The 21,386-nt window shown below is 71.9% G+C and carries 18 protein-coding genes; 11 read left to right on the top strand and 7 right to left on the bottom strand.

What is annotated here, in order from left to right; translation table 11 throughout:
* Nucleotides 1-80: 80 nt before the first annotated feature.
* From OG417_RS11925 to OG417_RS11905, 5 genes are all read right to left on the bottom strand, one after another.
* Entirely contained in the window at nt 81-443 is a 363-nt protein-coding gene (locus OG417_RS11925) for an STAS domain-containing protein (protein ID WP_329254156.1), read from the bottom strand.
* 118 nt (nt 444-561) lie between these two features.
* Complete coding sequence (locus tag OG417_RS11920; protein ID WP_329254154.1) at nt 562-1,434, bottom strand: NAD(P)-dependent oxidoreductase; 873 nt, start codon at nt 1,432-1,434, stop codon at nt 562-564.
* Nucleotides 1,431-2,219, bottom strand: coding sequence for a hydroxypyruvate isomerase family protein (locus tag OG417_RS11915; protein ID WP_329262240.1), 789 nt, complete (start codon nt 2,217-2,219; stop codon nt 1,431-1,433). Before OG417_RS11915 ends, OG417_RS11920 begins: the two co-directional genes overlap by 4 nt.
* Before the next feature lie 117 nt (nt 2,220-2,336).
* Entirely contained in the window at nt 2,337-3,242 is a 906-nt protein-coding gene (locus OG417_RS11910) for an SAM-dependent methyltransferase (protein WP_329254151.1), read from the bottom strand.
* 2 nt (nt 3,243-3,244) lie between these two features.
* Nucleotides 3,245-4,321 carry a serine hydrolase domain-containing protein gene (locus OG417_RS11905; protein WP_329254148.1) on the bottom strand — a complete coding sequence of 359 codons (1,077 nt, stop codon included), beginning with the start codon at nt 4,319-4,321 and terminating at the stop codon, nt 3,245-3,247.
* 307 nt (nt 4,322-4,628) lie between these two features.
* Here OG417_RS11905 and OG417_RS11900 point away from each other — a divergent pair, with 307 nt between their 5' ends.
* From OG417_RS11900 to OG417_RS11890, 3 genes are all read left to right on the top strand, one after another.
* Complete coding sequence (locus OG417_RS11900) at nt 4,629-6,173, top strand: DHA2 family efflux MFS transporter permease subunit (protein WP_329254144.1); 1,545 nt, start codon at nt 4,629-4,631, stop codon at nt 6,171-6,173.
* Nucleotides 6,174-6,416: 243 nt separating this feature from the next.
* The gene (locus OG417_RS11895) at nt 6,417-7,634 is read left to right on the top strand and encodes an FxsB family cyclophane-forming radical SAM/SPASM peptide maturase (RefSeq protein ID WP_329254141.1); all 1,218 of its coding nucleotides are present in this window, start codon (nt 6,417-6,419) and stop codon (nt 7,632-7,634) included.
* Nucleotides 7,631-8,980 carry an HEXXH motif domain-containing protein gene (locus OG417_RS11890; RefSeq protein ID WP_329254137.1) on the top strand — a complete coding sequence of 450 codons (1,350 nt, stop codon included), beginning with the start codon at nt 7,631-7,633 and terminating at the stop codon, nt 8,978-8,980. The genes OG417_RS11895 and OG417_RS11890 overlap by 4 nt, the downstream gene beginning before the upstream one ends.
* Nucleotides 8,981-9,003: 23 nt before the next feature.
* On the opposite strand, the gene fxsT (OG417_RS11885) is transcribed toward OG417_RS11890, so the two are convergent.
* Nucleotides 9,004-11,520 carry an FxSxx-COOH system tetratricopeptide repeat protein gene (gene fxsT, locus OG417_RS11885; RefSeq protein ID WP_329254134.1) on the bottom strand — a complete coding sequence of 839 codons (2,517 nt, stop codon included), beginning with the start codon at nt 11,518-11,520 and terminating at the stop codon, nt 9,004-9,006.
* A gap of 303 nt (nt 11,521-11,823) precedes the next feature.
* Here fxsT (OG417_RS11885) and OG417_RS11880 point away from each other — a divergent pair, with 303 nt between their 5' ends.
* The 8 genes from OG417_RS11880 to OG417_RS11845 all read left to right on the top strand — a co-directional run bounded on the left by OG417_RS11880 (nt 11,824) and on the right by OG417_RS11845 (nt 20,401).
* Nucleotides 11,824-11,994, top strand: coding sequence for a hypothetical protein (locus OG417_RS11880; protein ID WP_329254131.1), 171 nt, complete (start codon nt 11,824-11,826; stop codon nt 11,992-11,994).
* Nucleotides 11,995-12,216: 222 nt separating this feature from the next.
* Entirely contained in the window at nt 12,217-12,552 is a 336-nt protein-coding gene (locus OG417_RS11875) for a hypothetical protein (protein WP_329254128.1), read from the top strand.
* Nucleotides 12,553-12,659: 107 nt separating this feature from the next.
* Nucleotides 12,660-15,548 carry an FxSxx-COOH system tetratricopeptide repeat protein gene (fxsT, locus tag OG417_RS11870; protein ID WP_329254125.1) on the top strand — a complete coding sequence of 963 codons (2,889 nt, stop codon included), beginning with the start codon at nt 12,660-12,662 and terminating at the stop codon, nt 15,546-15,548.
* A gap of 105 nt (nt 15,549-15,653) precedes the next feature.
* Nucleotides 15,654-16,796 (top strand): NAD(P)/FAD-dependent oxidoreductase, encoded by a 1,143-nt coding sequence (locus OG417_RS11865; RefSeq protein WP_329254120.1) that lies wholly within the window; start codon nt 15,654-15,656, stop codon nt 16,794-16,796.
* The gene (locus tag OG417_RS11860) at nt 16,793-17,098 is read left to right on the top strand and encodes a (2Fe-2S)-binding protein (protein ID WP_329254116.1); all 306 of its coding nucleotides are present in this window, start codon (nt 16,793-16,795) and stop codon (nt 17,096-17,098) included. The genes OG417_RS11865 and OG417_RS11860 overlap by 4 nt, the downstream gene beginning before the upstream one ends.
* Nucleotides 17,095-18,471 carry an FAD-dependent oxidoreductase gene (locus OG417_RS11855; protein WP_329254113.1) on the top strand — a complete coding sequence of 459 codons (1,377 nt, stop codon included), beginning with the start codon at nt 17,095-17,097 and terminating at the stop codon, nt 18,469-18,471. Before OG417_RS11860 ends, OG417_RS11855 begins: the two co-directional genes overlap by 4 nt.
* Entirely contained in the window at nt 18,468-19,403 is a 936-nt protein-coding gene (locus tag OG417_RS11850) for a dihydrodipicolinate synthase family protein (RefSeq protein WP_329254110.1), read from the top strand. The genes OG417_RS11855 and OG417_RS11850 overlap by 4 nt, the downstream gene beginning before the upstream one ends.
* Complete coding sequence (locus tag OG417_RS11845) at nt 19,400-20,401, top strand: proline racemase family protein (RefSeq protein ID WP_329254106.1); 1,002 nt, start codon at nt 19,400-19,402, stop codon at nt 20,399-20,401. Before OG417_RS11850 ends, OG417_RS11845 begins: the two co-directional genes overlap by 4 nt.
* Here OG417_RS11845 and OG417_RS11840 read toward each other — a convergent pair.
* On the bottom strand, nt 20,398-21,249 hold the full coding sequence (locus OG417_RS11840) for a siderophore-interacting protein (protein WP_329254103.1): 852 nt from the start codon (nt 21,247-21,249) through the stop codon (nt 20,398-20,400). The two genes, OG417_RS11845 and OG417_RS11840, sit on opposite strands and share 4 nt — an antisense overlap.
* Nucleotides 21,250-21,386: the final 137 nt, after the last annotated feature.

Raw genomic sequence — 21,386 nt, 5'->3', positions numbered from 1 at the left:
GCCCGCGCCCTACCCGTACGAGGTCGGAGGAACCCGGGCGCCGCTCCGGAGCCGGCGCGGCGTCGGTGCCGGGCGGTCGCTCAGACCGGGTGCAGGCGGCGGTGGGCCGCCGCGAGGCCGGTCGCGACCTGGTCGTCGCGCATGAAGCCCGACAGCTCCGCGACCCGGCGGACGGAACCGGTGTCCGGCAGCGCCACGCACGCCGGAGTGTGCAGGACGTCGGCCCGCCGCCGTACGCGCGTGAGCGCGCGCAGGCCGGCGCAGTCGCAGAAGTTCGTGCCCGTCAGATCGACGATCAACGAGGGCACGCCCTGGTCGAGCAGGTTGAACAGCGCATCACGGATCATCGGCGCGTTGTGGGCGTCGATCTCGGACGGCAGTACGGCGACCGTGTCTCCACGCACCGTCGTCACGGGGAGTTGCAATGGCGTCATGGCATACATGCCGGCTCCTCACATCGCTCCATGGTGAGGGCCGCGTGTTTGGACCCCTACGCCCGCCGGCGACCGGTGGGCGGCTCTCTCCACCATCCACCCGGCGACCGTCCGCAGTCAACCGCGCTCAGGAGTCACGGCCGGACAACCGGCTGACCAGCATGTACAGCGCGGAGTGGTCGAGGCCGCCGTCGCCCTGGGCACGCAGCGCGGCGAGGAGCTGGGCGACGGCCGAGCCCAGCGGGATCACGACTCCCGCCTCCCGCGCGGCGCTGGTGACGATGCCCATGTCCTTGTCGTGCAGCTCGACGCGGAAGCCCGGCTTGAAGTCACGGGCGACCATCGAGGCGCCCTTGCGTTCGAGCACGGTGCTGCCCGCCATGCCGCCGCGGAGCATCTGGAGGGCGGCGTCCGTGTCGACGCCGTGGGCCTCGAGGAAGACGAGCGCCTCGGCGAGCAGCTGGAGGTTGCCGGCCACGATGAGCTGGTTGGCCGCCTTGACGGTCTGGCCGGCGCCGGACGGGCCGACGTGGACCATGGTGGCGCCGACCACCTCGAAGACCGGGACGGCGTCCGCGAAGTCGCGGTCGGCCCCGCCGACCGCGATCGACAGCTTGCCGTCGATCGCGCCCTGCTCCCCGCCGGACACGGGGGCGTCCAGCACGCGGAACCCCCGCTCGCCGCCCTCGGCCGCCAGCGCGGCCGCGACGTCGGGCCGGATCGTGGAGAAGTCGATGATGAGCGTGCCGGGCCGCGCGTGCTCGAAGATCTCGGTCAGCACCGCGCGTACGTCCGGTGAGTCGGGCAGCATCGTGGCGACGATGTCGGCGTCGCGCACCGCCTCGGCGACGCTGCCCGCGGCGCGCCCGCCGCGCTCGACGAGACGCTCGGTCTTGGCCGGAGTGCGGTTGTACCCGATGACGTCGAAACCCGCCGCCACCAGGTTGGCCGCCATCGGGCCGCCCATGATGCCCAGGCCGATGAAGCCGACGGTCGTCATCGTGTCTCCTCCAGATCACCCCGGCGCAGCCAGGCCAGGCTCTCCTCGGTCGTGGTCGACGGCCGGTACTCCAGCGAGACGCAGCCGTCGTAGCCATGATGCCGCAGCGAGGCAAGGTGGCCGGCGAGGTCGAGATCGCCGGTGCCGGGCTCGCCCCGGCCGGGCGCGTCCGCGATCTGTACGTGCCGGATCACGTCGGCGTGCCGGGCGATGGCGGCGCCGACGTCGTCGCCGTTGGTCGCCAGGTGGTACAGGTCGCACAGGAACCCGACGCCGGCCGCTCCGGTCGCGGCGTTCACCGCGTCGACGACCGCGACGGCCTGGTCGGCGGTGCGCAGAGGGTACGGCTTGGGCCCGCTCACCGCCTCGATCAGCACGGTGGCACCGATCCGGCCGGCCGCCTCGGCGGCCAGGGCGAGGCTCGCCAGGGCCGTCTCGTGCTGGAGTCCGGCCTCCGTGCCCTCGACCCGGTTGCCGTACAGGGCGTTGAACACCCGGACGCCGAGGCGTTCGCCGATGCCGACGGCGACCTCCACGTTGTCGCGGAACTCCCCGGCCCGCTCCGGGATGGACAGCACGCCGCAGTCGGGCCCGGCCAGGTCGCCGCCGAAGAAGTTCAGCCCGACGAGCCGTACGCCCGCGTCCTCGATCGCGGACACGAACGCCTCGACCTCGGCGTCGCCGGGCACCGGCGAGGCGAACGGCCACCAGAACTCGATCGCCTCGAACCCGGCCCTCCGCGCCGCGTCGGGACGGCGGAGCAGCGGGAGTTCGGTGAACAGCATCGAGCAGTTGGCGAGGTAACGCGTCAAGATTGCCTCCGTTGCGTGCGCGGCCAGGTTCCAGGCCTCCGCGCCGGTGCGTCGCACGGCCCGATCCTCAGGCCTCCGCGCCGGCTTCGGTCACGGTTTGCGGGCGACGCCGGCGAGAAGCCATCCGGTCGGGTCGCGCAGCGGGCGGTCGGGGCGCCATCGGGGCGGCGGGACCAGGCCCGGCTCCACCAGGACGAGCTCGCCGAACAGCGCCTCGATCTGGGCGCGGTCGCGTTCGGCCATCGTCACGTCCAGGGACTCGGCGAACTCGGCCGTCACCGCCCGGTCCTCGGCGGGGATGCCCTCGGCGTGGTAGTGGGTGAGAACGACGTGACTGCCCGGGGGAACGGCGGAGACGAACTCCTTCACCACGCCCGCGGGGTCGTCCTCGTCCTCGAAGTAGTGCAGTACCGCGGCCAGGACGATCCCCACCGGCCGGCGGAGGTCGATCAGCCTGCTCGCCTCGGGGCTGGAGAGGACGTCGCCCGGCCGGCGGATGTCGGCGAGCAGCGCGGTCGCCACGCTGGAGCTGGACAGCAGCGCCTGGAAGTGGTTGACGACCATCGGCTCGTTGTCGACGTAGACGACCGTGGCGGACGGGTCGACGGCGGCCACGAGCTCGTGGACGTTGCCGCGTCCGGGCATGCCGCAGCCGAGGTCGAGGAACTGCCGGACGCCCGCGGACAGCAGGTGACGCACGGCCCGCCGCATGAACTGGCGGTTCTCCCGCACCGCGGCCAGCGCCGTGGGAAGGGCGGTCCCGATCAGATGCGCCGCGTCCCGATCCGCTCGGTAGTTGTCCTTGCCGCCCATCGCATAGTCGAACATCCGCGCTTCGTTGGGCACCGCGGGGTTGAAGCGCTTCGGCGGTCGGTTGTGGGAAATGCCGATACCTCCACCTTTCGGATATACACCGAAGGTTAGCGAAAAATTAAAAACGCCTGCCGGGCGTCCGCTGGATCTCCCGGGCCTGAGCCGCGCCGGGCGGCGCCGCACGGTCAGCTCTCGGCGAGTCCCGTGTAGGCGGCGAGGACGATGCCGACCCCCCGGGCGTCGCCGGTGAACCCGCCGACCATGCGGTTCATGACGTACGACACGGTCATCCCGGCGTCCAGGTCCGCGACGACGACCGAGCCGCCCCAGCCGCCCCACGCCACGCTGCGGGGGCTCGGCAGGGGCAGGCCGCGGGAGGGCAGGCCGTACCCGAGGCCGAAGCGCACCCAGGTGCCCAGGACGCGGTCGACGCCGTCGGACTGCTGCTCGAAGACGCGTTCGCAGCCGGCGGCGGACAGCAGCGAGCCGCCCCCCGTGGCCAGGACCGACTGGATCCGCGCCACCGACCGGGCGTTGCCGTGGCCCCCGGCGGCGGGGATCTCGGCGCGGCGCCACTCGGTGGTCCAGCTCGCCTCGGCCGCCTGACGCGGCGGGGCGGGCGGAGGGGCGTCCTCGGGCGGGATGACCCGGGCCACCCGGTGGTCGTGTTCGGCGGGCAGGCCGATGTGGAAGTCGGCGTCGAGCGGACCGGCGACCTCCTCGCGGAAGAACGTGCCGACCGTACGGCCGGTGATCCGGCGTATCACCTCGCCGACGAGGTAGCCCTGCGTCACGGCGTGGTAGCCGGACTCGGTGCCCGGCTCCCACTCCGGCGCCTGGGCGGCCAGCAGTGACGTCGCCTTCTCCCAGTCGTACAGAAGGGAGCCGTCGATCCGTTCGGCCCACGTCGGCAGGCCGGCGGTGTGGCCCATGAGGTGACGGACCTCCACGCGTTCCTTGCCCGCCGCGGCGAACTCGGGCCAGTAGCGCGCGACCGGCGCGTGGAAGTCCAGCTCGCCGCGGTCGGCCAGGATCAGGGCGCACAGCGCGGTCATCGTCTTGGTGATGGACCAGACGTTGGTGATGGTGTCGCGCCGCCACGGCCCGTCGTGGGTCTGCCCGCCCCACAGGTCGACGACGGGTTCGTCGCCGAGGTACACGGCGACCGACGCGCCCACGTCGGCCCCGCCGGCCAGGTTCGCGGCCAGCGCCTCGCGCACGGCGGTGAAACGTTCGTCACAGAATCCCTCGACGTCTGCCACATCCAGGACTCTAGAACGACGGGTCCGGCGGTGCGAAGGGCCTCGGCGCCGGCGTACGCGCGTTTCCGCGGGCCGGTAACGGGCCGGTAATCCGCCGGCGTCACCGAGCCGCTCGGATCGCGACTTTTGCCCTTCTCACGGTCGGCGAGCGAGGGTGTGCTCAGCGTCGCGAAGGGCGTTCCCGAGCACAGGGGTGCTGATCAAGGCGGCTAATTCGTTTGCCAAAATGTCAGTGCGCCCCGCCATCATGTTGCCGCACTATCCCAAGACAACGGCCCCCCCGCGCATTGACGATTGGAACCCTTCATTGAGCACCCTTTCCTCACCCGAGGTCGCCAGCGACCCACCCGAGGCGTCCGACTCGTCGGGGAAGCTCGACCGGGGCGTGCTCGCCGTCGCCATGGTCGTCGTACTCGGCGCGGTCATGTCGATCCTCGACGTCACCGTCGTCAACGTCGCAATCAGCCACCTGACCAGCGAGTTCAAGTCCCCGCTGTCCACGATCCAGTGGGTGGCCACCGGCTACACGCTGGCGCTGGCCACGGTGATCCCGCTCACCGGCTGGGCCTCCGCCCGGTTCGGCACGAAACGGCTCTACATGATCTCGATCGCGCTCTTCGTGATCGGGTCGGCACTGGCCGGAATGGCCTGGTCGGCCGAGTCGCTGATCGCCTTCCGGGTGCTGCAGGGCCTGGGCGGCGGCATGATCATGCCGGCGGGTATGACGATTCTCACTCAGGCCGCCGGCCCCAAGCGGGTCGGCCAGGTGATGAGCATCGTCGGCGTCCCGATGCTGCTCGGCCCGATCTGCGGCCCCATCCTGGGCGGCTACCTGGTCGACGACGTGTCCTGGCGCTGGATCTTCTTCATCAACCTGCCGATCGGCCTCGTGGCGCTGTTCCTGGCCGCCCGCATCCTCAAGCGCGACACCCCGCGTCCGGGTGAGCGCCTCGACGTGCTCGGCGTCCTCCTGCTGTCCCCGGGCCTGGCCGCGCTCATCTACGGCCTGGCCAAGGGCGCACAGAACAGCGACTTCGGCGCGACCGACGTCCTCATCACCACGATCGCCGGTGCGGTGCTGGTGGTCCTGTTCGCGGTCCGCGCGCTCACGGCCGCCAACCCGCTGATCGACCTGCGCCTGCTCAAGCGGCGTTCGGTCGCCGCGGCGGCGGGCACGATGGTGCTGTTCATGTGCGCGTTCATGGGCGCCATGTTGCTGCTGCCGCTCTACTACCAGGTCGTGCGGCAGGAGAGCGCCCTGGCGGCGGGCCTGCTGCTCGCCCCGCAGGGCATCGGCGCGATGGTGACGATGCCGGTGGGCGGCAAGCTCACCGACCGCATCGGCCCCGGCCGCGTCGTGCTGATCGGCCTGGTCGTGGTGGTGGCGTCGGTCGCGGGCTTCACGAGCCTGCTGCACGCCGACACCTCGTACTGGTCGCTGGGCGCGGTGCTGTTCGTGATGGGTTTGGGCATGGGTTTGACGATGATGCCCACCATGGCCGCCGCGATCCAGACCCTCGTTCACGACGAGGTGCCGCGGGCCAGCACGATGCTGAACATCATCCAGCAGGTGTCGGCCTCCATCGGCACGGCCCTGATGTCGGTGCTGCTGGCCAACAACCTGACCGACAAGCTCGGCGCCGGTTCGGGCGGCGGCCTGTCCTCCGCTCAGAAGATCCCTCCGGCGCTCATGCACAAGATCGCCGGCCCGATGGCGGACGCGTTCCAGAGCACCTACTGGTGGGCGGTCGGCCTGCTGGCCCTGGCCTTCCTGCCGGCCCTGCTCATGCCCCGCCACCGCCCGGACCCGACGAGCTCCACCGACAGCCCGGCCGCGATGACGATGCACTGACGCCTTTCGATCGGTCCTCTTCGGCCTCGCGACCTCACCGTCGCGAGGCCGAAGCCGTATCGAAGCCGCCTCCGGGCACACCGGGGGACGCCCGTCGAGCCGCCGCCCAACACGCTTGGTCGCCTCCCCCCACCGGTGTACGTGAACCAGTAGCTTGATGCCCGCACGACGCGCCGGGCTCGCCGAGCGGCGTCGCGCGTTGGACGACGCGACTACGCGATCCCTGCAAGGGGTTGATGAGACTTGCCAGCCGAGGCCGTCCCTGAGTGGCCCGCGTCGCTGGACGTGGGGCGGTTGGTACGGACCGGCTGGCGGCCTCGCCCGTTCCGGGAATTCGTCCTGAAGATCCACAGCCGCTGCGACCTGGCGTGTGACTACTGCTACGTCTACGCGATGGCCGACCAGAGCTGGCGAGACCGGCCGCTCCGGATGTCCTCGGAGGTCGTCGCCGCGACCGCTTCCCGGATCGGCGAGCACGTCAGGTCCCATGGGCTCACCTCGATCGACGTGGTCCTGCACGGCGGCGAGCCCCTACTGGCCGGCCCGGAGGCCATCACCGAGACCGTGACCACGATTCGCGAGGCGGTCGGGCCGGGGGTGGAGGTCCGGATGGCGCTCCAGACCAACGGCGTACGGCTCGCCGCCCACCTCGAACTGCTGGACCGGCTCGGCGTCCACGTCGGAGTCAGCCTCGACGGGGACTCCGTGGCCAACGACCGGCACCGGCGCTACGCGCACGGCGCGGGCAGCTACGACACGGTCGCGGCCAACGTGCGTCTTCTGTCCGAACGCCACCGGCATCTGTTCAGCGGCCTGCTGTGCACGGTCGACCTGCGCAACCCACCGCTCGACACGTACGCGGCCCTGCTCGAGTTCGACCCGCCGGCGATCGACTTTCTTCTCCCGCACGGCAACTGGACGGCGCCGCCACCCGGCCGGCACCCCGGTTCGGCGGCGACGCCGTACGCCGACTGGTTGATCGAGGTGTTCGATCACTGGTACGCCGCCCCCCGGCAGGAGACGCGGGTCCGGCTGTTCGGCGAGTTGATGCACCTGCTGCTCGGCGGCGCGTCGGCCAGTGAGAGCGTCGGGCTCTCGCCGGTCACGGTGGTGGTCGTCGAGACCGATGGCAGCATCGAACAGTCCGACATCTTGAAGTCCGCCTACTCCGGCGCGCCGGTCACCGGCCTTCACGTCGCACGCGATCCGTTCGACGCGGCACTCGCCCTGCCCTCGGTCGCCGCACGTCAGCTCGGAGAGCTCGCCCTCGCGGACGACTGCCGCCGCTGCGCCGTCCACCGTGTCTGTGGAGCGGGCCTGTACGCGCACCGCTACCGGCCTGGGTCGGGGTTCGCGAATCCCTCCGTGTACTGCCCCGATCTGCTCCGCCTGATCTCCCACATGGCGCGCGTGATGGAGACCGACCTGATCGCCCGGGCGAACGGAAACAGAGAAGCATGAGATCTCATCAGCTCTCGCGTGAGACGTTCTCGGCCATCGCCGCGGGAGGAGGCGGGCCGACGGCGATCAGCCTGCTCTCGGACATCTCCTACAGCAAGCTCCTGCTGCTCGTCACCGGCGTACTCCGCCGCGCCACGGGCCGTCCCGGCGCGCTCGACGCCGAGCGCGCCTTCGAGCAGCTCGCCTCGCTGCACGACAAGGCGCCGGACGAGGTGGAGGCCACGCTCCGCCACCCGTCGGTCCGGGCCTGGGCGCGGCATGCCGCACGTACGCTGACCCGCCCCTCCTCCGCCCGCGACGCCGACGCCGACCTCGGCCGTCTCGGCGCCCTCGCCGCCGCCGCCGCGATCCGCGCCGGCGTCCCGGCCACCGTCGAGGTGGCCGCGCCCGCGGGCGTGCTCGTACTCCCTTCGCTGGGCCGGGCGCTCCTGCGGCGCGACCGGGCCGTCATCGACGTGAGCGGTGACGGTGCCGAGATCCGCTGCCTTCCCGGCGGCGCCCCGGCTCGCGTCGCCGACGACGCCGCGGTCGACCGCCTGACGCTGCCGGCCGATCCACGCCACGACGTCCCCGGCTGGCGTGCCCTGCCCAGGTTGTCCGCCGGCGGCGCGAGCCGCCGTATCGAGTTGATCGTCGATGACACGGACCCCTACCGCATGCCCGCGATGCCCGATCTCGCCGGCCCGCTCACCGACCGGCAGGTCCGCGAGTGGCAGGAGGTCTTCCCGGCGGGCTGGGAACACCTCGCGCGTCACCACCCGGACACCGCCGACGAGGTCCGGGCCGCCCTGCGGGTGCTCACTCCGCTGCGGTCACCCGAGCACGGCCAGGTCAGCGCGACCGGGCGGGACACCTTCGGCTCCATCGCGATGTCCGTGCCCACCGACCCGCGGTCCTGCGCCGAGACTCTGGCGCACGAGGTCGGGCACGCGAAGCTCACCGGGCTGCTCGACATCGTGCGCCTCGTGCTCCCCGACGACGGCACGCGCTACTACGCGCCGTGGCGCGACGACCCACGCCCGGCCAGTGGCCTCCTCCAGGGGGTGTACGCGTACCTCGGCGTCACCGGTTTCTGGCGCCGCGAACGCTCCCTCGACACCACCGGAACCGCCGACCGCGAGTTCGCCCGCTGGCGTGCCGCCGCCCGCGCCGGCGCGGAGACCCTGCTGAACAGCGGCCGGTTGACCGCCGCGGGAGAGGAGTTCGTCTCCGGCGTACGCGCCACGCTGCTCGGCTGGGAGCGAGACGAAGTCCCGGCGCGTGCGATGGCCCGGGCCGCCGACGAGAACCAGCGGCACCACGACGCCTGGAAGCGGCGGAACACCACCACTGCGGCGTCCGGCTGACCCGGTGCTCAGATCAGCGGTGCTCAGATCAGCGGTGGATCGAAGTCGAAGTCGAGGTGCCGGCCCTCCCGGGCGGTTCTGACATCCGGATGGTTGGGGAACAAGAGCCGCTCGTACAGGGGGAACGTCTCCGCTGAGAGCACGGCCGCCGCCTCCCGGTCGCCCGCCGCGGTCAGGTCGTTGATCAGATTGGCCGCGCAGCCCATCGCCACGGGATGCCCCTCGCCGAGGACCGCGCGTACGCGTTCCAGCGTCTCGGTGCCCAAGGACACGGCGGCGGCGATGTCGCCCAGCGCCGCCAGGTCGCTGGCCAGGTTGATCGCGACGTTGAGCGAGTAGTGATGGTCGGGACCGACCGTGTCCCGCAGGCCCGCGAGGCACTCCTGGTCCAGCTCTCGTGCCGTCCGTACGGCGCCCTTCACCCGGTGGAGGAGCGCGACGTTGCCGAGACAGGCGATGGTGAAGGGGTGTTCCTGCCCGTAGACCGGGGCATAGCGGCGCAGCGCGTCCTCGGCCAGATCAAAGGCCTTGTCGGTGTTTCCGACGCTGCGCTCGGCGTTGGCCAGGCAGGTCGCGGCGGCGAGGGTGTCGGGGTTGTCCGGCCCGAAGAGCCGGCGGCACGCGGCGTACACCCTCTCCGCGAGTTCGTGCGCCTCCTCGAACTCACCGGCCCGGCGCAGCGCGATGGACAGGTCCCGGCCGGTCCGCAACGTCCAGGGGTGTTCGGCACCCAGTTCCTTGTGTCCGTACCCCAACGCGTCCCGGCCGAGGTCACGCGCGATCGCGTAGTCACCGTTCTGCCGGATCACCCGGGCGAGGCCGTTCCAGGAGCTGAGGATCTCGACCTCGCTGGCTCCGCTCTCCGGGTCGCGCTGGCTGGTGTAGGCGAGCAGGTGCAGCTCCCGCGCCTCCTTGTAGCGGCCCACGAGGCCGTAGTCCAGGGCGAGGTTGTTGACGCTGCGCAGCGTCCTGCGGTCGTCGGCGCCGAACGCCTGGACGTGGCGTTCGCGCGCGGAGTCGTCCTGGGCCGCCGCCTCCGCGAAACTGCCGGTGCCGCGCAGGTCGCCGCCCATGCCACGGGCGAGGCGCAGGGTGATCTCGTGGTACTGCCCGAAGACCCGCTGGGCGTTGTGGAACGCCTCCTGGTCGGTCTCCAGCGCCGCGGCGTAGTCCCCGAGATCGCGGAGGATGTCACCGCGGTGAGCGGCGGCGGTCAGGAGCAGGCGGTCGTTGTCCTCGCCCGGGGTGTCGTCCCAGCGGCGCAGGACGTCCTCCACCATCGACCGTGCCGCCTGGCGGTCGCCCGACTGGTACAGGTAGCGCACGACGTTCAGCACGAAGTCCCGCACCCGCATGTCGACGCTCCGGACGATCCCGACCGGCCCGAGATGAGGCACGAGTTCGGCGTAGCGCGGCCACTGAGAGCCGTCGTCGGGGTTCGCCGGCGCCCCGTGCGCCAGCAGGACGTGTACGTCGTTGCGCAGCGACTCCCGGTCCTTCGCGGGGAGCTGATCGCGGAGGAGCGCCTGAATCAACCGGTGCACCTCGATGGACCGGTCGCCGGTGCTGACTTTGGCGAGCGCGAAACGTCCCAGCTCACCGACGGCCCGGGTCAACATGATGGGATCCGCGAGCGTCGCCTTGAGCAGGGGCCGGCGCAGCTCGCCGGAGGCGCGCAGGATCTCGCGCGGCACCGGGTCGGGGCCGAAGAACGCGAGACATCGCAACAGCTCGATGGCCTCGGGCAGCTTCGCCTCCACCGTTTCGGCGGACACCGTCCACGCCGCGGACACGAACGTCGGATAGTCCGCCGGCCGGCTCTGTTCGAGGAGTTCCCGGGTCCGTTCGTTGAGCAGCCCCAGGTACTCGTCGACGGACATGCCCGTCTCCGCCTTCAGCGCGGCGGCCTGCTCAAGGGCGAGAGGCAGGTCGCCCAGGGCCTCCGCGAGCCGATCGGCCTCCGACTCGGCGACCGCGCTCCGCCGCCGGAGGAACTCCACGCTCTCCTCGCGCCGGAAGACGTCGACCTCGAGCGTCTCGACGAGGCCGTTCCAGTTGTAGTTGCGCGTGGTCACCAGGACGTGGCCCGGACCCGTGGGGATCAGGTCCTTCAGGTCGGCCGGTTCGACCGCGTTGTCGAAGACGAGGAGCCAGCGATCGTAGGGTTCGCCTCGGGCCAGGGCCCGCAGGACGGCCTGCGCCGCCCCGTCGGTGCCACTGCGCTCGGAGGACGGCAGCCCGAGGCGAGGGGCGAGCTTGGCCAGTGAAGACCGCACGAGCGCCGGTTGATCCGCCTGAATCCACCAGATCAGCTGGTACGTGGCGCTGTACCGGTAGACGTACTCCACGGCGAGTTGGGTCTTGCCGACGCCGCCCAAGCCCTGAAGCGCATGGGAGGGACCGGCGGTACGGCGCGACCCGACGCTCGGCAGCACCGCGGTGGCCGAGTCACCGATCCGTGCCCGCAGGAGTTGGAGCAGCTCGGAGCGTCCGGTGAAGTTCTTGTTCCGGGTCGGCACTCCGCCCCAGACCTCCGGCATTCGCCCTGACTCCCCGGAAATGGCCATGCTCCTACCTCCGGATTCAGGTCGGCGGATCGGATGCGTCCACATCATAAGACTCCGCCGACCGAGCACCCATGGCCCTGATGTCGCCACTTCCGCCGACTATTCGCCCCGAACGGCGTTTTCATCCGTTCCCGGATGGCATTTCCGTCGCCGCCGACCGTCCCGGGAGGCCGTTCCGACCCCGGAACCGATGCCCGCCGGCCGTCGATTCCCGGGCTGGCACCGCGGTCTACGATGTGCCTGCTACCAGTATCGATGGGCGAGCAAAGGGACCACATGAGCGACGACGCCTTTCCGGCGATCCGCGATCTGCCGAACCTGTCACGGCTGCCTCTCCGTGAGCTACGCGTCGACGCCGACGGGGCGTTGGACCAGGCACTTCGCCGCGTACTCGCGGAAGACGAGGCCACCACCGAAGCGTCCGCGGGCTTTCAGAACCGGCTCTGAACCTCCGCTCGGAGGGCGAGCCGGATGACACTCCGCGATATTCCGACCCCTTCCGGAAGAGGACCGATATTTCCGGGATCTCGTCTTTCTTGATTCGTCCGGACCGGCCGCCGCATCCGGACCCACGGACGCCGGAGTCCTCCGACGTCGGCTGATGACCTTGTCCGGCCAGGCACCGACCTCGTTTGCTTGAACCAGAGGCCGACAAGGAAGGTCGTTTCCGTGATCCTGAGCCAGGCATGTCTATGGCCGCTCGTCGCTCTGGCCGGCGGGACCGTCGTCGCGGCGACACTGCGCTGCCTGACGCTGTTCATCGGGTTGAGGCTGACGCTCCACGGCGCGCCGAGCGACCAGCGGCTGCCGATCTACCGCGAATTCGCCCGAGCCCTCAGCTTCACGCCCCGGCTCGAGGAGCACACGAGCCGGCGGCCGGCCGAAAGGCCGGCCGCGATGGCTCCGGTCACCGTGTCACGGCAGCGGCGACGTGGTCATACTCGATTTTTACGCCGTCCAAAAACGCATCCGTCAGGAGTGACCGCACGAATGGTGCATAAATGACATAGTCATCGCCTTTCCTACCTGGCACACTACGGATGAGTCCGGAGGAATCCGGAGGATTTGGGACAGCATCCACGTGGACATCCGGCGGCCGAAGGCGGGTGAGGATGAACCCTTCGGGGGAGGAGGCGGCACCGAGCTTCGTCGCGGATCTGGTCCGGCTGCGTCAGGACGCGGGCATGCCGAGTTACTCCACCCTGGAGCGGCTGAGCGACCACCGCCTGAGCCGCTCGACCATGAGCGATGTCCTCACCGGTAAGCGGGTCCGTCTTCCCGAGTGGCGGTTCGTGGCCGTGTTCGTCACCGCGTGCCGCGAGGCCGCCGCCGAGAGCGGCCTGGATCCGGACCCGCTCGGCACCCCGGCGGACTGGAAGAACCGCTGGGACGCGGCCATGGCGGGACACCGCGACGTCGGCTACGGGGGCGCCCGGAGAACGCGGAGCCCACGACCGGAGAAGAGCGGCACGGCACCTGCCCCCACCTCGCCCGCCGCCCCGGCGGATGATCCATCTCCGTACACGGCCGAGAGCACGTTGTGGGGACCGGTGCCGCCGATCGTGCACGACTTCATCGGCCGTGAGGACGTGCTGGAGGAGATGCGTCGCCGTCTGATCGGGCGGGGCGGCGTCATCGCCGTCCAGGGCCTGGCCGGCGTCGGCAAGACCCAGGTGGCCATCGCGTACGCGAACCACTTCAAGGGCAATCACGACCTGGTCTGGTGGATCTCCGCGGAGACACGCGAACGGGCTCTCGCCGACCTGGCGCAGATCGGCATCGCCGGCGAAACGGAGATGACCGACGAAGACCGGGCCGCCGCGGTGATCGACGCGCTGCGCCTCGGCCGCCCCTACGGGCAGTGGCTCCTGGTCTTCGACAACGCGGACGACCCCGACCGGGTCCGGGATCTGCTGCCGCCGGAACGCGGAAACATCATCATCACGACGCGCAACAGCCGGTGGAGGGCCTTCGAGGAGCTGCACGAGCTGGACGTGCTCTCCCGGCGCGAGAGCGTCGAGTTCCTGTCGCGCCGGATACGTGGGCTCAGCGAGGCGGACGCCCATCGGCTGGCGGAGGCGGCCGGCGATCTTCCCTTGGTCCTCGAACACGCCGCCGAGTCGCGGATCCCTCTCGATGAGTACCTCACCCGGCTCGCAGCCGCTCCCCGGCGGCTGCTGTCGGCGAATCAGCCGTCCGGCTATCCGGTATCGGTCACCGAGAGCTGGGACGCGGCGATCGAACGACTGCGACAGGACACACCGCCGGCACTCGAGTTGCTGCGGTGCTGCGCGTTCTTCGGTGCCGGGCCCATCCCGCTGGAGGCGCTCGAACGCGGACGCTATCTTCCCCGTTCCTCTCTCCAGACGACCCTCGGTGACCCGATCACGCGCAGCCGTGCCATCGGCGCGCTGGGGCGGACGGCGCTCGCCCGGGTGGATCCGGCGCGCCGGACCATCCAGGTGCACCGCATCGTGCAGGCCGTCGTACGCGACCGGCTGAGCGCGGCGGACGTCGAGCAGTCGCGACACGACGTGCATCTCCTGCTGGCCGCCGCGGATCCGGGTGACCCCGACGACTTCGACAACTGGCCGCACTACGAGGAACTCCGGGGGCACATGTCGCCCTCCGGCCTGGAGGGCTGCCGCGACCCGTCCGCTCAGCGCCTGGTGCTGAACATCGTGCGCTACCTGCGGGTCGTCGGTGATCCGGTGCAGGCACGCGCGCTCGCGGACCGTGCCCTGCGGCAATGGCCCGCGTCGGTCCCCGACGACCTGGATGCTCTCACCATGCACCTGGCCGTCAACCGCTCCAAGGCCGATGCCATGGGGGCCCTCGGCGCGTACGACGACGCCTTCGAACTCAGCCGGACCACCCTGGCCCGGGCTCAGGCGTCCCTCGGCGACGACCACGAGGAGACCGTCATCCTCGGGAGGTCCGTCGGTGCCGAGTTGCGCATGCGCGGACGTTTCGCCGAGGCGCTCGAGGCCGACAGGGCCTCGTTGCGCGCGCACCTGCGGGTGTTCGGCCGGGACCATCCCCAGTCGTTCATGGCCCGCAACAACGTCGCGATCGACGACACGCTCAACGGGCGTCACGACGACGCGGCGCGCGAGGACGAGAGGGTCTACCGCGACGCTCTGAACTTCTACGGCCGCGCTGATCATCCAGCCGTTCTCTACTACCAGAACGCGATGGCGCGCAGCCTGCGGCACGCCGGCCGCTACCACGCCGCGCTCCAGGTCGCCGACCAGGTCAACGAGGGATACCGGTCGGTCATCGACCGGGGGATCCTGAGCGAGGACCACCCATGGGTGCTGGCTCACGGCAACGACCTCGCGGCGGCACGCGCCGACGCGGGTGTCCCGAACGCCTACGAGTCCGCCTCGGACGTGCACAACCGATGCTGGCGGATCTTCGGCGTGAACCATCCGCAGACACTCGCCGCGGCGGTGACTCTCGGCTCCGCGCTGCGGATGAGCCGTCGCACGAAGGAGGCTCTGGACCGTCTCACGGACACCGCCGACCGCTACCGGTCCACGTTCGGCACCGATCATCCCTACACGCACGCCTGCGCGATCGAGCTGGCGGCGGCCCACCGGCAGAGCGGAGACCCCGCGGCGGCCATCACGTTGCTGGACGGGGCCCTGAGCGGGTTGCACGGCACGGTCGGGGCCGGCCACCCGTACACGCTGACCGCCATGACCACGCGTGCGAACGCCCTGGCGGACTCCGGCGGCCTGGACGACGCGGCGGCCGAGGCGCGGACCGCGCTCACCGGGCTGCGGCGCGTACTCGGCCCCGACCACCCGCATACGCTGGCCTGCGCCGGAAATCTCACGCTGGTGCTGTCGGACCTCGGCCGGCAGCAGGAGGCGGGGACCGATCGCGCCGACATTCTTGTTCGTTACCAGCGGTCGCTCGGCGCCGAACACCCGCACGTGACCTTCTTCCTTCGCCGCGAACGCCTCGACCCGGGTTTCTCCCCGATGCCCCTGTGACCTCGCGCACGGGCGCTCGGCCGGAGGTGTTCGACGCCGAGGGCCTCCCGGCCTGGCCGTTGACGTCGTCGCGAGAGCCGCCATAACGTTCGGATCATCGAACGGATGAAGGCGATCGTGATCGGCGCTGGGATCATCGGCACCGCGTGCGCCCGTGAGCTGGCTCTCGCCGGTGTCCACGTGACCCTCGTCGACCGGGCCGGCGTGGCCGGGGCGACCACCGCGCACGGTGAGGGCAACGTCCTCGTCTCCGACAAGGGGCCCGGTGCCGAGCTCCGGCTGGCCCAGTTCTCCCGGCGGCTGTGGCCGGAGGTGACCGGCGACGGCACCGAGTGGCAGGCCAAGGGCGGCATCGTCGTGGCCACCACCGAGGAGGGGGCCCGCGAGCTCACCGCGTTCGCCGCCGCGCAGCGGGCCGCCGGAGTACGCGCCGAGCCGCTCGGCCCGGCCGAGCTCGCGAGCGCCGAACCCCACCTCACTCTCGACGTCACCGCGGCCGTCCACTACCCGGACGACGCCCAGGTCCAGCCCGCCGGCGCCGCGAACGTCCTCCTCGACGCCGCCGTGCGCGAGGGCGCCACACTGCTGACCGGCTGCGAGGTCCTCGGCGCACACTCGCGTGGCGGGCGTCTCACGGCGGTCCACACCACGGCCGGCACGCTGGAGGCGGACCTGTTCGTCAACGCCACGGGCCCGTGGGCGGGCGTGCTGAGCCGCCGCCTCGGCGCGCCGATCGACGTACGCCCCCGGCGCGGAGAGATCCTGGTCACGACGCCGCTGCCCCCGACCGTCTTCCACAAGGTGTACGACGCCGACTACGTGGGTGCCGTGGGCGGCGACACGGACGAACTCCAGGCCTCGGCCGTGGTCGAGTCCACCCGCGCCGGCACCGTGCTGCTCGGCTCCTCGCGCCGCGCCGCCGGATTCGACGACCGGCTGCGCCCAGAGGTCCTCTCGGTGATCGCGCAGCGGGCGCTGCGGCTGTTCCCGTGCCTGTCCGGCGTACCGGCGATGCGCGCGTACGGCGGCTTCCGCCCGTACGTCACCGACCATCTGCCGATCATCGGCGCGGATCCTCGCGTCGACGGCCTGTGGCACGCGACGGGCCACGAGGGCGCGGGCATCGGCCTCGCCCCGGGCACCGCACGCCTCCTCACCGACCTGGTGACCGGACGAACGCCCGAGGTCGACGCCGCCCCGTTCCGCGTGGACCGACCCGCCGTCCTGCCCCAGGGAGCCGCCGGATGACACGAAGCCGCCGGGCGAACGAGGCCGTGCCGATGACCCGGATCACCGTCGACGGGGAGCCTTTGAGCGGCCGGGACGGACAGACGATCGCCGGGATTCTCATCGCCGCCGGGCACCGGTCGTGGCGGCGGGCGCCGTCCGGGGCGCCGCGCGGGGTGTTCTGCGGCATCGGCGTCTGCTTCGACTGCCTGGTGACCGTGGACGGCGTCCGCGACGTGCGCGCCTGCCTCCGGAGGGCCCGCGACGGCGACGTGGTCACCACCCAGTCCCGCGCCGAGGACATCGCGGAGGAGACACCGTGACGCGCCACGTCGTCGTCATCGGCGCGGGACCGGCCGGGCTCGCCGCCGCGACCGCCGCCGTACGGGCCGGGGCGCGGGTGACGCTCATCGACGCCGCCGACCAGGCGGGCGGGCAGTACCACCGGATGCCGACGGACGCGTACGAGGAGAAACGCCCTTTCCGCATCCGTGAGAGCGAACGCTGCGACTGGTGGCCCGGTGCCGCCGTCTGGTCGCTCGAACGACGCGACTCCGGCCCGCCGCTCGTACACGTCGTGCGCGGCTCGGACGCGGACGGCGCCCAACGCCGCCGGTACGTCCTCCGGCCCGACGCACTGATCCTCGCCCCCGGCGCCCATGACCGCGTGCTGCCCTTCCCCGGCTGGGACCTGCCCGGCGTCGTCACCGCCGGAGCCGCCCAGGCACTGGCCAAGGGCGAACGCGTCGCCGTGGGCGAGCGCGCGCTGGTCGCCGGCACCGGGCCGTTCCTGCTGCCGGTGGCCGCGTCGCTGCTGGACGTGGGCGCGCACGTCATCGCGGTACTGGAGGCGAACACGGCCGGCGCGGTCCTGCGCGGCTGGACCCACCGTCCCTGGGAGCTCGCGGGACAGGCGGGCAAGGCCGCCGAACTCGCCGCGTACGCCGCGAGGCTCGCCCGTGGCCACGTCCCGTACCGGACCGGGCGGGCGGTGATCGAGGCGCGCGGCGACGGTCGCATCGAGGAGGCCGTCACCGCACGGCTCCGCGCCGACTGGTCGGTGGTGCCCGGCAGTGAGCGGACCTCGGCCGTGGACGCGCTGTGCGTCACCCACGGGTTCACCGCGCGGCTCGAACTGCCCGTCGCCGCGGGCTGCGCCGTCCTCGGCGGCTTCGTCATGGTCGACGGCGACCAGGCGACGAGCGTCCCCGGCGTGTACGCGGCGGGCGAGGTCACCGGGATCGCCGGCGCGCCGGCCGCCCGCGCCGAGGGCGTGGTGGCCGGCTGGGTCGCGGGCGGCGGTTCCCCCGAGCGGCTGCGCGCGATACTCCGGCGGCGCGACGAGGGCCGCGCCTTCGCCCTACGACTGGCCACCGCGCATCCCATCGGCCGCCGCTGGACGGAGTGGCTGCGCCCGGACACGATCGTGTGCCGCTGTGAGGAGACCGACTACGGCACCCTCCGCCAAGCCGCCCACGCCCAAGCCACCCCCCTTCGTGAAGGGGCCCGCGCGCCGGGGCTCGATGCTCGTGCCGTGCGCCTCGGTACGCGTGCCGGGCTCGGGCCGTGCCAGGCGCGGATCTGCGGGCCCGCGCTGGCCGAGTTGCTCGACACGAACCCGCACCACCGGCCGGTCGCCTGGCCGATCCGGCTGGGCGAGCTCGCCAATCCCCCCGAAAAGGAGCAAACCACGTGACCAGGCAGGTCAAAGGGCTCGGCGGCGTCATCGTGGCGACCGCGCTCCCCTACCGTGAGGACGCCTCCGCGCCCGCCGGGCTGGCGGTCGACTACGAGCGGTACGCCGAACACTGCCGCTGGGTGATCGACGGCGGCTGCCGGGGCGTCGGCCCGAACGGCTCGCTCGGCGAGTACTCCTCGCTGACCGACGAGGAGCGCCGCCGCGTCGCGCGTACGGCGATCGAGGCGGTCGGCGACCGGGCCGTCGTCGTGGTCGGCGTGCACGCCCCCGGATCGCACCTGGCCCGGCACTGGGCGGAGCTGGCGGCCGAGGACGGCGCGGACGGCCTGCTGTGCCTGCCTCCGACGATGTACCGGGCGAGCCGCGCCGACGTCATCGCGCACTTCGAGGCGGTCGCCTCGGTCGGCCTGCCGGTCATGGTCTACAACAACCCGATCGACACGAAGGTGGACCTGACACCCGACCTGCTGGCCGAGATCGCGCAGATCGACAACGTCGTCGCGGTCAAGGAGTTCTCCGGCGACGTGCGGCGGGTCCTGGAGATCCAGGAGAAGGCGCCGGGCCTGGAGGTCGTCGCGGGCGCGGACGACGTGACGCTGGAGGCGCTGCTCATGGGCGCGACCGGCTGGTTCGCCGGCTTCCCGAACGTCTTTCCCGCCGAGTCGGCACGGCTGTACGAACTGGGCGTCGCGGGCCGGCTGGATGAGGCGCGGGAGCTGTACGAACCGCTGGTGGCGGCCTTCCGCTGGGACTCGCGTACGGAGTTCGTCCAGGCCATCAAGCTGGGCATGGACATGGTCGGAAGGTACGGCGGCCCCTGCCGCCCGCCGCGCGGGCCGCTGACCGGCGAGCAGCGCGCCCAGGTGAAGGCGGACATGGACCGCGCGATCGCGGCCCTGGCCAAGCAGCGGAGGAGGACCGCCCGGTGAGGTCGATCCGTACGATCAGCGCGGTCGACTCGCACACCGAGGGCATGCCGACGCGGGTCGTCACCGGCGGGGTGGCGCCGATCCCGGGCGCGACGGCGGCCGAACGCCGGCGGTACGCCGTGGAGCACCTGGACGACCTGCGCCGCTTCCTGGTCGACGAACCGCGCGGGCACGCGGCGATGAGCGGGGCGATCCTCCAGCCGCCGCTGCGCGAGGACGCCGACTGGGGCGTGGTCTACATCGAGGTCAGCGGCTTCCTGCCGATGTGCGGCCACGGCACGATCGGCGTGGCGACGGTGCTGGTGGAGACCGGCATGGTGGAGGTCACCGAACCGGAGACCGTCGTACGGCTCGACACCCCGGCGGGCCTGGTGGAGGCGCGGGTGGCGGTCCGCGACGGGCACGCCGAACGCGTCACGCTGCGCAACGTCGCGTCGTTCGCCCTCGGCCACGACCTGACCGTGAACGTGCCGGACCTGGGCGAGGTGCGGTACGACATGGCGTACGGCGGGAACTTCTACGCGATCGTCGAGCTGTCGTCGGTCGGCCTGCCCTTCGACCGCGCCCGCAAGGACGACATCCTCAAGGCGGGCCTGGCCATCATGGCGGCGATCAACGAGCAGCGCCCGCCGCGTCACCCGGCCGACCCGCTGATCACGGGCTGCAAGCACGTCCAGTTCCTGGCGCCGGGCTCGGACGCGCGGCTGTCGCGCAACGCGATGGCCATCCACCCGGGCTGGTTCGACCGGTCGCCGTGCGGCACGGGAACCTCGGCCCGGATGGCGCAGCTGCACGCGCGGGGCGAGTTGCCGCTGGGGGCGGAGTTCGTGAACGAGTCGTTCATCGGCACCCGCTTCACCGGCCGGCTCGTGGACACGACGCGCGTCGGCGGGGTCGCGGCCGTGGTCCCGGAGATCTCCGGCCGCGCCTGGATCACCGGTACGGCGAACTACCTGCTCGACCCGGCCGATCCACTGCCGACCGGCTTCGTCCTCTAACCGGCCGCGCTCCGGGCTTCCTCCTCCTCGATCTGGCGGTTCCACTCGCGCTTGCCGGCGCGCCAGCCCTCGTCGTCGGTGCCGTACCGCCAGTAGCCCGAGATCGACAGCTGCTCCAGCGGGATGCCGCGCTCGACGCGCAGGTGGCGGCGCAGGCGCTTGACGAAGCCGGCCTCCCCGTGGACGAACGCGTGCACGTCGCCGTCCGGGAACTCCAGCCCGTGTACCGCCTCGACGAGCGCGTCGCCGACCGGCGCGTCGCCGCGATGCAGCCACACCAGCTTGGCGTCGCCCTGGGTGATCAGCTCCTGCTCCTCGCCGGGGCCCGTCACCTCGATGAACACCCGGGCCGGAGCGCCCTGCGGCAGGGCCTCCAGAGACGCGGCGATGGCGGGCAGGGCGCTCTCGTCGCCGACCAGCAGGTGCCAGTCGGCCTCCGGGGACGGCCGGTAGGCGCCGCCGGGGCCCAGGAACAGCACGTCGTCCCCTGCCCGGGCGTTCGCGGCCCACGGGCCGGCCAGGCCCTCGTCGCCGTGGTGGACGAAGTCGACGCTCATCTCCAGCGCGTGCGGGTCCCAGCTCCGTACGGTGTAGGAGCGCATGCGGGGCCACTGGTCGCGGGGCAGGTCACGACGGATGACCTCCATGTCGAACGGCTCGGGGTAGCTCACCCCCGGCACCGGGAACAGCAGCTTGATGTAGTGGTCGGTGAACTCACCCACGCCGAGGCCGGCCAGGCCCTCACCGCCGATGAACACGCGGATCATGTGCGGCGTGATCCACTGGACCCGCAGGACCTTCGCCCGGGTCAGTCTCCTGCCCTTGCGGGCCGGTCTATCGTTCGCCATTGATTGACTCCTCAACGGGTTGCTTAGGTCAACCTAACTCACGCCCCCTGTGTGACAGGTTATCCGCTGTGGGCGCATCCGCCCCAGGGACGGTGGCATCAAGCGCCGGCCCTTGACGCGAGGGCCGCCGAGCGGCG

This window comes from Actinoallomurus sp. NBC_01490 (genome assembly GCF_036227085.1).
Classification (GTDB): domain Bacteria; phylum Actinomycetota; class Actinomycetes; order Streptosporangiales; family Streptosporangiaceae; genus Actinoallomurus; species Actinoallomurus oryzae.
The sequence above is the reverse complement of the archived record's forward strand: the minus strand, read 5'-3'. Positions and strand labels throughout refer to the sequence as shown.

What these genes read in the sequence shown, in the direction of transcription:
- OG417_RS11925 (WP_329254156.1), bottom strand. Translation starts at nt 443, where the DNA reads ATGTATGCCATGACGCCATTGCAACTCCCCGTGACGACGGTGCGTGGA.
- OG417_RS11920 (WP_329254154.1), bottom strand. Translation starts at nt 1,434, where the DNA reads ATGACGACCGTCGGCTTCATCGGCCTGGGCATCATGGGCGGCCCGATG.
- OG417_RS11915 (WP_329262240.1), bottom strand. Translation starts at nt 2,219, where the DNA reads ATGCTGTTCACCGAACTCCCGCTGCTCCGCCGTCCCGACGCGGCGCGG.
- OG417_RS11890 (WP_329254137.1), top strand. Translation starts at nt 7,631, where the DNA reads ATGAGATCTCATCAGCTCTCGCGTGAGACGTTCTCGGCCATCGCCGCG.
- fxsT (WP_329254134.1), bottom strand. Translation starts at nt 11,520, where the DNA reads ATGCCGGAGGTCTGGGGCGGAGTGCCGACCCGGAACAAGAACTTCACC.
- OG417_RS11880 (WP_329254131.1), top strand. Translation starts at nt 11,824, where the DNA reads ATGAGCGACGACGCCTTTCCGGCGATCCGCGATCTGCCGAACCTGTCA.
- fxsT (WP_329254125.1), top strand. Translation starts at nt 12,660, where the DNA reads ATGAACCCTTCGGGGGAGGAGGCGGCACCGAGCTTCGTCGCGGATCTG.
- OG417_RS11865 (WP_329254120.1), top strand. Translation starts at nt 15,654, where the DNA reads ATGAAGGCGATCGTGATCGGCGCTGGGATCATCGGCACCGCGTGCGCC.
- OG417_RS11860 (WP_329254116.1), top strand. Translation starts at nt 16,793, where the DNA reads ATGACACGAAGCCGCCGGGCGAACGAGGCCGTGCCGATGACCCGGATC.
- OG417_RS11840 (WP_329254103.1), bottom strand. Translation starts at nt 21,249, where the DNA reads ATGGCGAACGATAGACCGGCCCGCAAGGGCAGGAGACTGACCCGGGCG.